Source organism: Achromobacter sp. JD-1 (genome assembly GCF_038594925.1).
GTDB classification, from domain to species: domain Bacteria; phylum Pseudomonadota; class Gammaproteobacteria; order Burkholderiales; family Burkholderiaceae_B; genus Achromobacter; species Achromobacter spanius_C.
On record NZ_JBCGCS010000004.1, the window covers coordinates 60,592 to 75,126 of the forward strand.

Genomic DNA, 14,535 nt, shown 5'->3' on the forward strand with positions numbered 1-14,535 from the left:
TGTTTTATAGTTATACAAAAAAGAAAAAGAAAATCAAGGGTCAATTAAAAGAAAGATGAAAAAAAGCCCCAATCAAGGGGCTTTGCTTTGTCAGGTTAAAGAACGGGTGTGGTTGCAAGTAGCATGACGGCCTTTACAAATGAGCCAACTGCTGCATAAGTTGGAAAGTTCAAGAACTGCCAAATTGTTGTTGCATCGTGGTCGTAACCAAACAAGAACCAATAGAAAACGGTCGCTGTTAGAGCATAGAAAGCAAAGATGGCATTGTTGTTTGTCTGTTCCATTTCAACACTGACTTTGGAAAAGTATTTGTCTCTTTCCTCAGTGGTCTTGAGCATGACTACTTTGAGAAAGTATGAAATATACAAGCCAAGATAGCCTAAGCCGTAAAGAGTTGCATAGCATGGGGCAATGAACGGCAAAAGAATGATTTTTTTAGATAAGGCATTGTTCAAGTGCCAAAGTAAGTCTGTTTTGATTGTTTGTGTGTTCATGGTTTCTCCCTTTGTTATCTCTATCTTATTAAATAGAAAAGAGAAATCAACAAAGAAAAGCAAAAAATCTTAAATTCGATATCAACCAAAAGCCTGTGTTGTGCGTTATAGGTAATGAGGCTCTAAGTCTTGCCGTGCTTGGCTTTGCATGTGATTGGTGTTGGAAAGTCGCCTTGTAGGGGCCTTGACATCGTCCGATTAGTACGCGATAACTAGGGTATAGAAATCTTTATAGGAGAGAGAAAATGATTGAGAAAAGCGTAAGTCGTGGTGTTGCCGGGGGTGTCGCCCTTGGTGGTATGGCTCTTGGTGCGGTCATGGGCAACGTGGCAGGCTTGCCTAAAGAAAGCCGTGTCAAGTTCGTCAAGGGCTTTGTGTTCGTGGTGGTGGCATTCCTTGCGGCTGTCAGTGCCGTCTTTTCCCTTGGCTTGTTCAGTGAGCTTGCAAGGGTTCCTGCTGATGAAAAAAGTTTGGCCGTAGGTGCTGCAATCTTTTTTGCTTTGCCTGCTGCTGGTGTATTTGCTTTCGTTCTGAAAAAGCTCTTTAGCAAATAAGCCAAAAACTCTCTCTCCTTGAAATTAGCCTCTGTAGAAATACAGGGGCTTTTTTTCGTCTATTGATTTTGTATTTCTGTTTGCTATTGTGGACTCATAAGAACAAAAAGGAGTCACAAAATGGCATATCAAAAAAAGAACAAGAAATTTATAGCCGTCGCAAAGAATCAAGTAGATGCACCTGACCATCACTTGGCTTTGTCTGAAAAAGTCGTCGCCAATCTAGAGAGTGTGATTGAGGCGATGGAAACTGCGGGCAAGTGGGACAAGCCTTGGTTTGTGTGTCCTCAACTGCCAAGAAATGCACTGACCAATAAAACATATCAAGGGTGCAATGTCATAGCCCTCATGAGTGCAGGACATGACAATCCTTACTTTGCTACTTACCTACAAATCAAAGAGCTTGATGGGGAAAGACAAGCTGCTCACAAATCCTTGATAAGTCTGCAATCCAAATTCCAAGGTGGGGAAATCTCTGCTACTGACTACCTCAGAGAAAAGAACAAGGCTGAGGCAGTGTTTGAGAAATTGGAAAAGCTCGGCATGGTGGATAGAGACAAGCCCATGCACGTGAAAGCAGGAGAAAAGGGCTGTGCGATTTTCAAGGCTGTGAAATTCAGCTACTTGGATAAGGCTGCTGAGGGTGCAGGGGATGCAGTAGAGGTAGACGGCGAAAATGTCAGCGTCAAAAGCTACATGCGCAATGTCTATGCAGGGTCAGTGTTCAACATCAACCAGGTGGCGAACATGCGAGTTCCTAACGTGCCTGCCTACAAGTTTGAACCCCATGCTGAGGCAGAGCTACATGCTCAAGCCATGATGGCTAAAACCGGCCTCAAGATTGAACACAATGACGGTGGCCGTGCTTTCTACTCTGTGGCCGACCACAAGGTCACAATGCCACGCAAGGACAAGTTCAAGCCTGGTGCCTACTACGACACTTTGAACCATGAACTAGGGCATTCAACGGGTCCTGCTCTTGGCCGTGATTTGTCAGGTGCCTTTGGCTCTCCAAGTTATGCCTTTGAGGAATTGGTAGCTGAACTCACAAGCATGTTCATGGCCTCTGAGCTTGGCATTCCTCACAATCCTGGAACACATGAAAACCATGCTGCCTACTTGAAATCTTGGGCTGCTGCTATGAAAGCAGACAAGAACATGATTTTTAAAGCTGCCTCCAAAGCCCAACAAAGCACCGACTACCAAAACTTTGTTCGCAATGAATACAAGCTTGATTTGGGATTGGTCAAAGAGAATGAGAAATCATCATCCCTCTACCTAGCAGACAAAAAAATCCCTGTATTGAAAAAAGAAAAGCCACTTGCAATGAGCATGTGAGCCAAAGAAAAAGCCCCAATCAAGGGGCTTTGTTATTTCTTGTCGTCGTCTTTTCTTGGTTTCAGAATTGGGCCTAGTCCTTTAGGTGGTAGGGCTTTGTTTGCTGCTCTTGCCTCTGCATAAGTTCTAGGTTTGTTTGGTGTGTTTGGAATTGGTAGTTCAAGCACCTCAGTTATGTATGCTCTGTTCTTTGCATAGAACTCGTCTTTAATGTTGCTGTTCTCAGGCTTATTGCAAGCGATAAAGATTAGCTGCTGATCCTTTTGCAAGTTCTCAGTTAGCTCCATATAAAGACTTGGATTGACTGATAAAGCTTGTGCTGCTACGTGCTGAAAGTAATTGAACTTGATTGCCTCAAGCAAATCTTTTTCAGGTCTGTATTTCGCAATCATGGTAATCATGTGGTTGTCAGGGTGTTGCACAACCTCTGGCGGGAACATAGTCACAAGTCTTGGATTGAACTTGAAAGCCGTCTTGTGAAATTCAGGGGTTCTCAATTTCTCAGGAACATATTGATAGTTGTGCTCGTTCTGAGCCACTGCAAACATAGCAATGTTGAAATCTGCTTTCTGTGCCTCTGACCTGGTGGAATAGGGAAAGTAAGCGTCAATCATGTAGGGTCTATACATCTCATAGTCAGGACTCTCAAAGACTTGCATAGCCTCGGCTGTTTTCTGTCTGTATTCAGCAAGTAGGCCGTCATTGCAAAAAAATGCTTTGTATCTGTCAAACTCTGTTCTGTCGTCTGTCATTTCATAAGTTTTCATTATTTGCTCCATGCTGCTGTAATAGTTATGTGTCTTGAAAAATCATAGCCAAAACTCCCAATAATTCCCGCAATCTGCGACATGATCAATATGCCGGTCAGAATGCCATAGAGGTAACTTTTATCCTCTTTCGTTAATTTGAATGCCATCTTTATCTCCTTTGATTGTTCTTTAGTTATACAAAATAGAAAAAGGAAATCAAGAGAGGGCAAGAAAAAAGCCCCGTAGGGCTTTATTCACATTGCCATTGATTGGCCTTGATTTCTTGTTTGAGTCTGCTTAGGTGCATAGTCGTTGATTTTGGATACTTTGAAATCTGCATCCCATGCCATGTATTTCTTAACTCCGACAATGATTTCTTGAGGTTTGCCGTCTATCTCAACTGTTTTCAAGTTGCCGTGCTTGATTTGAAAATAGCCTCTGACTGCACTTTGCTTGTCTGCATAGTCTTGAGGTTTCAAATACATATCGCTTGTCTTGATTAAACGGGCATACATGACGCCGTTGTTAGAACCCTCTACGGCTGCAATCAAGTGTTTGCCAATTTTCACTACGTCTGCATTGATCCAACCAGGCTTGAAATCCTTGCCCCCTTGTTCGTTTGCAACTGCTGTGAATTTGTTGCCCATGACTGCAATTTGGTCGTTGCCTGCCACACTTTTAAAGTAGGCCATAGCCTCGTTTCTTTCAGTCAAATATTCGTTATTCACTGCTCTTGCCTGGTCAATGACCTTGCCAAGTTTAGGCAAGGTTTCAGGGTTCAAATCTGCACTGTTGAATGCAAGAGTTCTGACTTGTAATTTCTCTTTCTCAAATAACTTGTTGCTGTCGTCTGCTGCTGAATAGCCATGATCTCTGAATTTCATGCCTATTGCATTCTCAGTGAACAAGTAATTGATTTCTTTACGGCTTGGGAAAGTGACTATGATTTGTTCGTTTCTGCTTTCCACATTGATACCGTCAATTTGACCTAAAGAAATGCCTTGTTCTTTTTCTCTTTGTCTTGCTTGTGCAGGTGTTTCGTTTTCTGGTTCTGCTTGAGGAACTTTGCCACTCATTAAGGCTTGCTCCTGCATTGGTTGTTCGCCTAATTCTTTAACTGCGTCCACAACCTTATCAACGACTTTCTTTGCTTTTGATGTTTTCTTTTCTGCCATGACTTTCTCCTTATAATTATTCTAAGACTGACATCAAAACTTTTAGCGCCCAAAAATGACTTGTCAAGGACCTAAAGACATCGTGATTGAAAAAATGACCTCTCAAAATCGTCCAGGACGCGACAAAAGAGGATGGTCAATGGCAGAGTGGCTTGAATTGGGGAAATGGCTCTATGAGGCTAAAAAGCCCCTTGCGGGGCATTTGTCTTTAAATCCTAAATTTCTTGTTTTGAATTCTTTCTTTTAGGTCTGTTGGTGTGATTTCCTCAATGGCGTCTATATCGTCAGCAGTCATTAACGACAAAAGAGTTTCTAAATCAACGTCATTGTTTTCATTCAAGATTGATTGAATGGTCTGAGATAGATTTTGATTGCGTGAAATCTCTTTGAATTGGCTTTGCTCGTCTGCATGTGCTTTGAAAATCAAAGCTGATAGAGCAAGGGCTTTTTTCTTTTTGGCTGCTGCTTTGATAGCTGCATCAAAGTTGTCTGCCCCATAGTCAATCAAGAGTTCTACAACCTCTTTATGGCCTGCTTGTGCTGCCATTCGTAGAGCCTTTGATTTGTCGGCTGTAGCCTCTGCTCCTGCTTGCAAGAGCATTTGGACGGTTAGATAGTCGCCCTGGTTAGAGGCCACTGAAAGGGCATTGCCGTTGCGTGCATTCACATCAACGTCTTTGTCTATCAATCGCTCTATGGTTTCGTGGTCTTGGGTTGCCACGGCTAAAAAGAATTTGTCCTCGTAGTGGTTCATGTTGTCTCCTTGTTGTTATTTCTATCTTATAAAATAGAAAGATTTAATCAAGGATTTGGGCTGAACTCGATATCGTTTTCACAAAAGAAAAAGCCCCTTTCGGGGCATCTCAAATTTTCATTCCAAAGCCTTTGATTTTTGATTTGGTGGCTTTTGGTTTTGGTGTGTTGAGATTTGTTTGTAATTTGTCGTTTAGATTTCTTTTTGCCAATACCTCAAGAGGGTATGTATGACCGTTTTCTTTCAACCAATCAACGGCTGTTGGTGTTGGGTCTGCTCTGTGGTCAAGCAAGATCGTGTGAGTGATTTGTCTTGCATTTGACATTGCTGCCCATCTCAAAGGCTCACAATGGTTGTATTCAAAATCTGCGCCTTTGCTGATTAAGTGATTAAACATTTCTACATTTTCTTTTTCTATGGCCTTAGTCAAAGCATCTTGAATGTTCTTTGCTCCTTTTTCTAGTAGGTAGCTGGTTGTTTGAATGTGTCCACTTTCAGCGGCTTGAGTAAGGCCGTTATCTGGGTTGGCTCCGTTCTCTACTAAGACTTTCACGGTTTCTGTATGGCCTAGCAAAGCCGCGACTCCAAGCAATAGTCCACTCTGTGGCTGATAGTCTCTTGGATTGCTCTTGTAGATTTCATCTGTGGCTTGGTAATTGTTTTGTTTGACTGCTGTCCAAATGTCAATTTGGATATTTCCTGTTGGTGGTAGTGCTGAGGTTGTGCCGTTCACACTCATAAGCATTGATTGCTGTTTGGCTTTTATCTGTTCGGGTGTCATTGTCATGCTGTCTCCTTTATTTGTATTAAATAGTTATACGAGAAAACAAGAATAAATCAAGTGTTTGGACAAAGAAAAAGCCCCTTGTGGGGCTTGTCTTAGTTCATGGTTAGGACTGGTCCTTTTGTTTGTATCTTTGGCTTGCTCACATCAATAGGTATGGACTGCTTGAATATGTCCTTTTCTCCAAGGGCATGAACCATAGTGCAGTTACCCTTTTGGTCAAAGTGGAATGTTCGCTTGATTCCATCTTTCAAATCTCCACCATAGAAATCGTCTTTTGAAAGCCCTAGTTTTTCTTTGACTCGTTCTGCTCGATCAACGGTGTCTCTAAAGTCTCCGTCTGCAAATTTAAGAACCTTGTTGGTTGGAAAACTCACAAGGATTTGCTCATTGGTTGCCTCATCTATCTTTCTGATTGAGATGAAATACTTGCCTACGGCTGTGAGCTCGCCGTCTATGGCAACTGTTCTACCTGGTTGGGCTTTTGGTGCTGCCTGTTTGGTCGGTTGTTCGCCTGTGAATTTCCAAGCATTCTGATAACCGAATAGGTCTATCTCATGCAAGATTTCAGAATTGGTCTTTCTTGCATGAACCAAGGCCATGCCTACTTGCTCATGTGTTCTTGTGTTGGCTAGAGCATCAAGAGGCACAAAGATTTGAATGTCCTTGACGGTTTGGGTTTCATCAAGCGGGGCAACCTTTCCTATGACTTGACCAGGCTTGTTGTTGCCGACAAGTGGAAAGTAGTTGTCGTATCTGTCAGGCATTTGGATGATGTAGCCCTCGTCATTGTGTTTCACTGAAATACCATCTTTGACTCCAAGCTCTAACATGTTGCGCTTGAATCGTGGTGCTTTCCTTTCTATGGTTGATGTTTGAGTTTGCATTTGATTTCTCCTTTGGTATAAATTAGATATACCAAATACAAAATCAAAAACAATAGACAAAGAAAAAGCCCCATTGAGGGGCTTGTTTCATTCGCTCTCCTTGGTTCTCAATTTATCTTTGAGATAGGAGAGGTATAGAGCCAAAGCCATGACTAAGTAAAAGGCAAAGTCGTAGGTGTTCACATGGCTCAAAATCATTGGCTCAAAAAACACCATGAAAATGCAAAGTGAGATTGCTGCAAAGGTTAGGTTCTTTTCAGTGCTGCTCATGATTAACCTATCACACAATATTTCATTGTTTGTCCATTTGGCATTTTCATGCTTTCCTCATGTTGGCCGTCTTTGCATGAACCTTGAACTCTTGGAATCTCAACCTTTGGGGCCACGGTTGCAGGAACTTGAGCTTGAGGCTGTGGCTTAGGTGCTTGAGTAGGTGTTGGAGTATCAGCAGGAACCTTTTTGCAAAGACTTGTAGAACCGATGCATACGGTCTTGAATTGCTGCTCTGTCTCCATTGAGTAGCTGTTTGCCTTGCCGTCAATTTGCTGTTGAACGGTTGGGGTTATGCCTTGTTCTGCCAAGCTCTCAATCTCGTTGTTGTAGGTGTCTTGTGCTGCAACTTGCTCGGCTGCTGCCTTGCTTGTGTCAATGTTGAACCCTGCTGTTTTTGCTGTAGCTCCAAAGCCTGTTGGTGCCATAGCTTTGCCAAGCAAATAACGGTATTGCTGAGGGTCTACGAACAATGCACCCATGTATAACTTGCTGCGTGTGTCATACATCTGCTTGAATGTTCCATCGGGATACTTGATTTTGTAGCCGTATTCAATGTGTGAAACCACGGCTTGAGCATTGGCCTCACTTGGGCTGTTTGCATAGGTCTGAACGGCTTTAATCAAGCCTTTATAGCGTGCTGCTCCACCTGGGCCGACTTTCTCAACGTGATAGACAAGCACGCCTCTTTGGTGCTCTTGCAACTTGTTCCAGGTGGATTGCCCAAACAACTTGATAGCAGGCCCCTCAAAGGCGGGGCGCATGGCCTCGGCTACTGCTGTGGCTTGTGCAGGTGTGATTTCAATACCTGCGGGAACTGCTCCTTGCATGCGTCCATTGATAGACACAATGCTCTTGATCATTGGCTCTGCTATGCCTGCCTTGGTAGCCCATGCACGGTTGTTGGCCGCACTCTGAAAGCTCATGTTCCACCCGTTGCCGACTGCAAAGCCTTGGCCTACGTCGCTGTATGGGCGAGCTCTAAAGCCCTCAACCTCACTCACGATGGATGTGTAGGGTCTGCCTGCCTCAATCTCGGCAATGGCTACCTGGCGGGAAATGCTTGCTGAGTTCCTTGGATAGCTCTCTGCACGCTTAGAACTGCCTTGGGTAGATCCTGGTCCTGCGCTTGAGCCTGTGGCCTCTGTAGGGGCTGAGGCTACTGCTGTGGGCTGTTCTACCTGTGTTGGCTCTGCTTTCCTGTCTACTTGAACATTGTTGAGAATGTCTAAAGCACTGTCATCTTTCTTTTCATTGCAGCCTGCTAAAAATAGGACTGCGATAGATAAGGCTATGATTGTTGGTTTGTTATTTGATTTCATTTAATCTCCTTTGTTGTAATAATAGTTATACAAAAAAGAAAAATAAAATCAAGGGAATGAAAAAAAGAAAAGCCCCTAAAGAGGGGCTTTGTCTATTGTGTGCATATCAAACATCTGTAAAGTTTGGGTCAACGCCTTGCATGATTGCTATGTCTCTGACCCATTGACCACCACGTTTTAGAACACATACGGCTCTTTGTGGAATGTCTAACTCTCCGAACATGTCATCACTTAAGACTTTCACATAGTCTTGCTTGTCGTCTTTTTGATATGTTGAGTAGTGGTGTGTATGTCTGCCTGTCAAATTGAACAATGCAGCGATAGGGCCAAACACTGCGAACTTGACCACATTGAAAGCCCCATTTGTCAATTGACCCATGACTGAGTTTGGTTTGTGTTGTGGGTCGTATTCTTGGAATGACACATCTGTTCTGAATTTCTTGAACATTGCAGCGTCAGGATGAGTAGGGTCAAATTCTGCTCTACTTACCAAATCTCTTGCTGTTTCTCTGAAAGCAATGGCTTTACCTGAATGAGTTACGACTTTGAATGACTTAGTTGTTCCACATTGAGCTTGCATAAGCTCGTCTGCTCTCTTGTCAGTTGTTTTGAAACTGATGAATGAGGCAAAGTTTGCGAACAAGTAATCAGCCGTCGCAGGGTTAGAAATCTTGGAATAGATAGCTGACACTGTTTGAGTTGCAATGACGTTGTAGCAACCACGTGAACGGTCTTTAGGTATGTTGTTCAAGTCGTCAAATTCACTGAATATGTCTTGGAACTCGTCTTGAACCATCATGATTTCAGTAGCCTCTACATCGTCTCTCCAATTGTTTTCTCTGTTTGCAATCGCATTTCTTACTTTTGCTTTACTCAATTGAGTTACGAATGCACCAGCTAAACCAAAGCGTTCAGGTGGCAATGGGATACCTACTTTTTTGCCTTTCAAGCAATCCAAAATATCAACGCTAGATTTTGTTGATTTTGCCCATTTGATGATGTTTTCCTCTTGCATAACAATCTGCATGTAGCCTTGGGCTGTTTTCAAGTATTTCATTGCGAACTCTTGACGCTCAGGGCTTAACTCTGCCTCAATGGATAAAACCAATTGCTCAAGTCTTGGGTCAGTTCCAAAATCAGGGTGGTAAGTAAGCTGTTGTGCAATGATTTTGCCCATGCCGTCAACTGTGACTGATTTGCCGTTGACCTCGCCTGTGTAGTCGCCTTGCAATAACTTGTTCATCAAGTTGTATCTGAACATGTAATTCCACTCAAAGCCGATTGACTCAGAAAAGTATGGGTCAATGTCAGTCATGTCTTTCAAGTATTGGTGTGCCAATGCAGTGTTATAGACAAGCTCTAAAGCTGCTCTGATGAACTCTGCATTTGCTCCCTCTGCTTTTGCGTTATTGACTGCTTGCATGATGGATGTCCATTTAGTTGCATTGACTCCATCAACTAAGCAATAGTCCTCCACAAATCTTGGGTGGATGATTAAGTCAAGAATCTTTCTGCATTCAAAAGCTAACTCGCCTTTACCGTCCATAAGCAACATGCCTAATTTTTTGCCAATCTTTGTGCATGCCTCGTTTGCACCTTTGATGATTTTTCTAAGGGTGTAAGACTTGCCTGTGCCTGGTTTGCCCATCACAAAGATATGCTGCGCCAAGTCGGATAAGTTAAAGCCAATTTGAGTGCCTTTATCTGGACTAGAGAAAACACCTTTCATTTGAAAAATGCCTGTAGCAATCGCTATTTTTAAGAATGGTGCTTTGGCGTCGTCTTTCGCAGCTTGAATGATTTGCTGTTCCATTTGAGCCAAGATTTTTTCATCGTCGCCTAAAGTGTTGGTGTGGTGTCTAGACTGATTAAGCAAGTTGTTTGCTCTTGTTTTCTTGGTCAAGTAGTTGTGAACATAAATGAATGCAGCAGGTAAAAGGAAAGTCGCTGCACCGATAAGACTTGAATTGCCGCCTGCAAAACGAGTTGCATAGGCTGCGCCTCCTGCAAGCAATGCACCCATAAGCAAGTCTGAGAATCCTGCGCCTGCAAGTCTGTAAAGACCTAAACCTACGGCTGCTGCAATAGCAGGGCCATCCATGCCTGTAGAAAGGCTTGCTGTAGAAATCACTCCACCTAGCATCAAAGCAAGAGGTATGGTTTTAAGACCGGAGTCTGAACCATGTGCCCAATCTTGTGCCAAAGTCAAGCCACTGATTAACTTGCCAGTCTTTGAGCGAATGGTTCTTGTCTGTGATTTTCTCAAGTCAGGTGGGCAAATTGGGCTTGTGAAAATTGAACCAGGACTTTTGATTTCGTCCATCCATGCATAAGCGTCATCATGGATAGTGTCATGGTCAATGCCTGCACCAAAAGGACTGACTTTGCTGATTGCAGATGATGCTTTGTCAAAAATGTCTTTGGCTGCATTGCTGTATTTTGATTTTTCTAATTGTGCTAATTTCATTGTTTATCTCCTGTTGTTTATTTTTTGATTTCTAATTCTCTTGCTTTCAAGCTGTCACGTTTTGCCAAGAATTCTTTGTCAGTGACTTTTCCAGCTTTGTAGTTGGCAACTAATTCCTCTGCCTCTTTTGTTAAGTCAGCTAGTTGTTGCTTTTTAAATTCCTCAGCATCGCCATTGGCTTTAATCTGATTTTTGACATAGCTGATACCTACACTTGCTTTGTGTCCTGTGTATGCCAATGCACCAAACGCGACGCCAAAGATTAAGAACCAAAAAGCAATACGTTTTTGTAGCTTGTCTCTCAATACATAGATGTAGCGGTTGGTGTGCAATATGTATTTGTCATTTGCCATGATGGTCTTTGGATTGAAATGACCACGGAAAACGGTCAATCTATCTTTAGGTAAATACCAAACATAGTCAGGAACTCCGATTGAGGCAGGACTTGCAACCAAAGTGGAACCAAGCCAATAGGACACTTTTGAGCCAAAGGTTGCGGCTGCAAAGTGGGTGTTGCTGTTGTCTCTTGCCCATGCTCTATAGCCTTTCTCAAAGAAATCAATATTGTTTCTTGGGTCAGCTTGAACCAATAAGGCTGTTTGCTGTTCAGGGTGCTTGAGTATTTCCAAGCCTGCTGCAATCTCTTTCTTTTTGTCGTCAGTAAGTAAGCCGTCTACATCCTCTTTTTCTTGAATGTCTTTGTCAATCTCTACTGTTGATTTGATTTGCTTGATTAAATCTGCTACTGACGGCTCAAAAGCTCTTTTCTCGTATTTGTTGGTGGTTTTTTTCTCTAAGATTTGGTCTATCTTTTGATTTTGTGGTTTTTGTTGTTGAGTCATTTTTTGTCTCCTGTTGTTGTTCTTATTACTCGTTGAACAAGTTACTGTTTAACAAGTCAATGTCGCTGATTTCGCCGTCTGCTTTCTGTTCTGTTGGGGTGTCTTTTTTCTTTGCACCTTTGAACTCGTAGACCTCTGCCTCATTCAATACCTCAATGAGCATCGCTTTCTGTTCGTCGCATTGCGCCTTTTGCTCGTCAGAGTAGGTCTTGTGGTCAATCGCTTTCTTGTTCTCGTCTCTTAAACGAACAACTAAAACAAAGCCGTTATCTCCCTCAAAGATATAGGCCATAAAGCCCTCTTTGATGTTTTCAAGAAAAATCTTGTCCACGTTCTTGCCAATAGAGCATTCAATGTTGTTTGCATTAAGCTCTTTGGCTAGTTTTGCTAATGTAAGTTTTGCCATTTCTTTTCTCCTTTATAGTTAATGGTCTTGATTTCTTATTTCTTTTTTGTATATTTAAAGTTATACAAAAAGATTTAATGAAAATCAATAGTAAAGGAGAAAATTAAAAATGAATAATGAAAGAGGAAATCCGATATTCGCCAATTTGCAGGATTTGTTGGCAAGTCTCAGTAAGAAAGACCGTGATGATTTCTTGGTTTATCTAAAGAAAAATGAAATCATGGGCAATGAAACATTAGAGCCGTTGGTTCTCGCCTTGTATAACACCGGCCTGTTTGTTGATGTGTCTATGTCTAAGGTTTTGACTGTGTTGCAAGAGATAAATCTTTCAATACAATCTCAAAAGGCAATTTTTGACGCGGCACGTTTGGACTTTGAGAATTCTGTCCAAACTCAAACAAACTTGGCAACCAAAGCAATCAAAGATGAGATTGGCAAGACTGTTGAGATTGCCAATGGTCAGGTAGGCAAAGTCAATACGACTATGATTAACCTTGCAGACAATATCTCTGGATACATTGATAGTTCTGTTGCAAAAATGTTGGCTCAAATTGCTGATTCAAAAATAGAGACAATGAATGAAATGACAACCTACTATGAGCTTGCTAAGACTCAATGGGAAAATGAACTCAAAGCTTTAATGATTGAGCTTTTGAAAAAAGAGTTTCCAGGTCAGTTGAAAGCAAGTGTCAAGGCTCCTATCGCTGATCACTTGAATAAATACTTAAGCTTGATGGATAAGAAAGTCGTTGGAATGGAAAGCAAAATCAATTCTCATGACCCTTGGAACCTTGTCGGTGTAGTCAGAGATTTTGTTGTTTTTGGCGGGGCAAGTGCCTTGGTCTTGTTTCTTGCAAAGACTTTTCATTTCATTTAAGAACATGCAGCCCAAAAAAAAGCCCCTCGTTAGGGGCTTTTCTGTTTTACATTGACATTCTTAAGGTTTTTATCTGTCCTAGTGTCTTGGTCTTTGTTGTAGACACGGTGGTTGATTTCTGAGTTCTAGCATCGTTGTTTCTTGCTATCGCTGCATGGATTTCATTTTTTGTCATGCGTGGCTTTTTAGGGTCTGCATAAGTGTGTTTCCATGTCTTGCCAAGTTTGTGAGCAACAAAGTCTTTGAAAGCATCGCCAAGCTTTGCTAGTTCACCTTTGGTTGGCTCAGGTGTATGTCTGATTATTTCGGGCAAAAACTCATTTCTGAACAATTTCTTTGCACCACTCAAAGCTGATTTCTCTGCATACTCAAAATATGCTTTTTCAACTTTGTGCTTTAGTTTCATTTGCTCAACCTCTTTGTCTGAGGCGTCAAAAGGCATAAGCTTTAACTCTGACTCTTGGTTGTCTTTCATCTGCTTTGCGGCAGGTTGGAAAGAATTCAAAAAGCTCTGCACATCGTTTCTTGCTACTGCATTGTTTCTGTATTCCTCGCCTGTTTTTCCACCAAAGGCAAAGTCTCTGACCTTGGCAAAGTAGTTCACAAGAACGTCAGTCTTTCCACTTACATTGAACTTTTCTTGAGACATTTCTTGCTCAAGGTGTTTAATGTTCAAACGGTCGTCAATTGGTGACATGGTGCTGTAGCTCTCAATGGTCTTGAACTCGTTGAGCTCGGCATGCCCCTTGGCAATCGCTGCTGAGGAACGTGTAGCCGCTGCAAGCATTTCAGGGGTGATGGAGCTACCTGTTGGCTCGTCTTGAGAGGTGCTTGGCTGCTCTACCTGGTCAGTGGGTGCCTTGACCTGTTTCTGAGGCTCTACGGCTGCTTGTGGCACTTGGGCAGGGGTGTTGGTGCTTGGGTTCGCTCTAAGGCTCTGAATCGCTGCCTGTGTGCGTTCCTTGCTCAATGCTCTTGGGGTGTCGGCCTCTAGAGGCATGTTGTCCTCAAAGCCGTAGTTCTGAATCTGGTAGTCAATCGCTGTCATCACGTCCTTGGTGTCTTGGTCCAGATCGGCCGCAGGGGTAGCTACTTGCTCCTTGAATGGGTCAAAGGTTGGTGTAGGTGCCAATCCCCCCATAGCGTTGAACTCGTCCCATGTAGAGGTGTGCTTGGCTGCGAACTCGTCAGCAGTCATGACCTGGCCATCGGCTTTCAAGAACTGTGCTGCAACCTGTGCATGCTCTTGGTATGGGATCTCCTTGGCGTGCTGTGTAGCCTCACTGTCAGCACCGAACTTGGCTGTGTAGCTACTGACTACCTCTTTGCCTATGTGGTCGGCTACTACGGTGGCAACTGTCTGAGTCTGTGCGTCAAATAAAGATGACCACTCTTGTTCTCTTTGTGCATGTTGAGCAATCAAAGCCTGTTTTTCTTTCTCAAACTGTTTTGTAAGCTTTGCCTCTTGCTCTTTCAAAAGCTTTTCTAGTAATTCTTGGAATTCGTTTTTATTGTTCATGAAATCTCCTTTTGTGTATAAATAACTTATACAAAAAAGAAAGAAAAAATCAAGCAAAACGGCATTGAATTGAGAAATAAAAAAGCCCCTTAGTAGG

The 14,535-nt window shown here is 42.6% G+C and carries 16 protein-coding genes; 3 read left to right on the plus strand and 13 right to left on the minus strand.

Going from position 1 to position 14,535, the window contains the following annotated elements; all coding sequences use genetic code 11:
• Positions 1–95: 95 nt before the first annotated feature.
• Complete coding sequence (locus tag WBR68_RS07875; protein ID WP_230693826.1) at positions 96–494, minus strand: hypothetical protein; 399 nt, start codon at positions 492–494, stop codon at positions 96–98.
• 245 nt (positions 495–739) lie between these two features.
• Between WBR68_RS07875 and WBR68_RS07880 the strand changes: the two genes are divergently transcribed.
• Together WBR68_RS07880 and WBR68_RS07885 are read left to right on the plus strand one after the other, a co-directional pair.
• Complete coding sequence (locus WBR68_RS07880) at positions 740–1,048, plus strand: hypothetical protein (RefSeq protein WP_230693827.1); 309 nt, start codon at positions 740–742, stop codon at positions 1,046–1,048.
• Between the two features lie 120 nt (positions 1,049–1,168).
• Positions 1,169–2,386, plus strand: a complete 1,218-nt coding sequence (locus WBR68_RS07885; RefSeq protein WP_230693828.1) for an ArdC family protein — start codon at positions 1,169–1,171, stop codon at positions 2,384–2,386.
• Between the two features lie 32 nt (positions 2,387–2,418).
• Here WBR68_RS07885 and WBR68_RS07890 read toward each other — a convergent pair whose 3' ends face one another.
• The 11 genes from WBR68_RS07890 to WBR68_RS07940 form a co-directional block, all read right to left on the minus strand.
• Positions 2,419–3,153, minus strand: coding sequence for a DUF4116 domain-containing protein (locus tag WBR68_RS07890; RefSeq protein WP_230693829.1), 735 nt, complete (start codon positions 3,151–3,153; stop codon positions 2,419–2,421).
• Entirely contained in the window at positions 3,153–3,302 is a 150-nt protein-coding gene (locus WBR68_RS07895; RefSeq protein ID WP_230693830.1) for a hypothetical protein, read from the minus strand. Before WBR68_RS07895 ends, WBR68_RS07890 begins: the two co-directional genes overlap by 1 nt.
• An 87-nt stretch (positions 3,303–3,389) precedes the next feature.
• Positions 3,390–4,310 carry a hypothetical protein gene (locus tag WBR68_RS07900; RefSeq protein WP_230693831.1) on the minus strand — a complete coding sequence of 307 codons (921 nt, stop codon included), beginning with the start codon at positions 4,308–4,310 and terminating at the stop codon, positions 3,390–3,392.
• Between the two features lie 208 nt (positions 4,311–4,518).
• Positions 4,519–5,064 (minus strand): ankyrin repeat domain-containing protein, encoded by a 546-nt coding sequence (locus tag WBR68_RS07905; RefSeq protein WP_230693832.1) that lies wholly within the window; start codon positions 5,062–5,064, stop codon positions 4,519–4,521.
• Between the two features lie 109 nt (positions 5,065–5,173).
• Positions 5,174–5,851: an ankyrin repeat domain-containing protein gene (locus WBR68_RS07910; protein WP_230693833.1), complete on the minus strand. Its 678-nt coding sequence runs from the start codon at positions 5,849–5,851 to the stop codon at positions 5,174–5,176.
• 92 nt (positions 5,852–5,943) lie between these two features.
• Complete coding sequence (locus WBR68_RS07915) at positions 5,944–6,735, minus strand: hypothetical protein (protein WP_230693834.1); 792 nt, start codon at positions 6,733–6,735, stop codon at positions 5,944–5,946.
• An 87-nt stretch (positions 6,736–6,822) separates the two neighbouring features.
• Positions 6,823–7,005, minus strand: coding sequence for a hypothetical protein (locus tag WBR68_RS07920; protein WP_230693835.1), 183 nt, complete (start codon positions 7,003–7,005; stop codon positions 6,823–6,825).
• Positions 7,006–7,007: 2 nt separating this feature from the next.
• Positions 7,008–8,327, minus strand: a complete 1,320-nt coding sequence (locus tag WBR68_RS07925) for a hypothetical protein (protein WP_230693836.1) — start codon at positions 8,325–8,327, stop codon at positions 7,008–7,010.
• 106 nt (positions 8,328–8,433) lie between these two features.
• Positions 8,434–10,794 (minus strand): DUF87 domain-containing protein, encoded by a 2,361-nt coding sequence (locus WBR68_RS07930; RefSeq protein ID WP_230693837.1) that lies wholly within the window; start codon positions 10,792–10,794, stop codon positions 8,434–8,436.
• Between the two features lie 17 nt (positions 10,795–10,811).
• The gene (locus WBR68_RS07935; protein ID WP_230693838.1) at positions 10,812–11,636 is read right to left on the minus strand and encodes a hypothetical protein; all 825 of its coding nucleotides are present in this window, start codon (positions 11,634–11,636) and stop codon (positions 10,812–10,814) included.
• 25 nt (positions 11,637–11,661) lie between these two features.
• The gene (locus WBR68_RS07940) at positions 11,662–12,042 is read right to left on the minus strand and encodes a hypothetical protein (protein ID WP_230693839.1); all 381 of its coding nucleotides are present in this window, start codon (positions 12,040–12,042) and stop codon (positions 11,662–11,664) included.
• A 109-nt stretch (positions 12,043–12,151) separates the two neighbouring features.
• Here WBR68_RS07940 and WBR68_RS07945 point away from each other — a divergent pair, with 109 nt between their 5' ends.
• A complete protein-coding gene (locus WBR68_RS07945; protein ID WP_230693840.1) occupies positions 12,152–12,919 on the plus strand; it encodes a hypothetical protein in 768 nt (255 codons plus the stop codon).
• Positions 12,920–12,965: 46 nt separating this feature from the next.
• Here the strand turns inward: WBR68_RS07945 and WBR68_RS07950 are convergent, their stop codons facing one another.
• Positions 12,966–14,438 (minus strand): hypothetical protein, encoded by a 1,473-nt coding sequence (locus WBR68_RS07950; RefSeq protein ID WP_230693841.1) that lies wholly within the window; start codon positions 14,436–14,438, stop codon positions 12,966–12,968.
• Between the last annotated feature and the right edge of the window lie 97 nt (positions 14,439–14,535).

Excerpts from the sequence above, each read along its gene's own strand:
- WBR68_RS07875 (WP_230693826.1), bottom strand. The coding sequence starts at position 494 with ATGAACACACAAACAATCAAAACAGACTTACTTTGGCACTTGAACAAT.
- WBR68_RS07880 (WP_230693827.1), top strand. The coding sequence starts at position 740 with ATGATTGAGAAAAGCGTAAGTCGTGGTGTTGCCGGGGGTGTCGCCCTT.
- WBR68_RS07885 (WP_230693828.1), top strand. The coding sequence starts at position 1,169 with ATGGCATATCAAAAAAAGAACAAGAAATTTATAGCCGTCGCAAAGAAT.
- WBR68_RS07890 (WP_230693829.1), bottom strand. The coding sequence starts at position 3,153 with ATGAAAACTTATGAAATGACAGACGACAGAACAGAGTTTGACAGATAC.
- WBR68_RS07895 (WP_230693830.1), bottom strand. The coding sequence starts at position 3,302 with ATGGCATTCAAATTAACGAAAGAGGATAAAAGTTACCTCTATGGCATT.
- WBR68_RS07900 (WP_230693831.1), bottom strand. The coding sequence starts at position 4,310 with ATGGCAGAAAAGAAAACATCAAAAGCAAAGAAAGTCGTTGATAAGGTT.
- WBR68_RS07905 (WP_230693832.1), bottom strand. The coding sequence starts at position 5,064 with ATGAACCACTACGAGGACAAATTCTTTTTAGCCGTGGCAACCCAAGAC.
- WBR68_RS07910 (WP_230693833.1), bottom strand. The coding sequence starts at position 5,851 with ATGACAATGACACCCGAACAGATAAAAGCCAAACAGCAATCAATGCTT.
- WBR68_RS07915 (WP_230693834.1), bottom strand. The coding sequence starts at position 6,735 with ATGCAAACTCAAACATCAACCATAGAAAGGAAAGCACCACGATTCAAG.
- WBR68_RS07920 (WP_230693835.1), bottom strand. The coding sequence starts at position 7,005 with ATGAGCAGCACTGAAAAGAACCTAACCTTTGCAGCAATCTCACTTTGC.
- WBR68_RS07925 (WP_230693836.1), bottom strand. The coding sequence starts at position 8,327 with ATGAAATCAAATAACAAACCAACAATCATAGCCTTATCTATCGCAGTC.
- WBR68_RS07930 (WP_230693837.1), bottom strand. The coding sequence starts at position 10,794 with ATGAAATTAGCACAATTAGAAAAATCAAAATACAGCAATGCAGCCAAA.
- WBR68_RS07935 (WP_230693838.1), bottom strand. The coding sequence starts at position 11,636 with ATGACTCAACAACAAAAACCACAAAATCAAAAGATAGACCAAATCTTA.
- WBR68_RS07940 (WP_230693839.1), bottom strand. The coding sequence starts at position 12,042 with ATGGCAAAACTTACATTAGCAAAACTAGCCAAAGAGCTTAATGCAAAC.
- WBR68_RS07945 (WP_230693840.1), top strand. The coding sequence starts at position 12,152 with ATGAATAATGAAAGAGGAAATCCGATATTCGCCAATTTGCAGGATTTG.
- WBR68_RS07950 (WP_230693841.1), bottom strand. The coding sequence starts at position 14,438 with ATGAACAATAAAAACGAATTCCAAGAATTACTAGAAAAGCTTTTGAAA.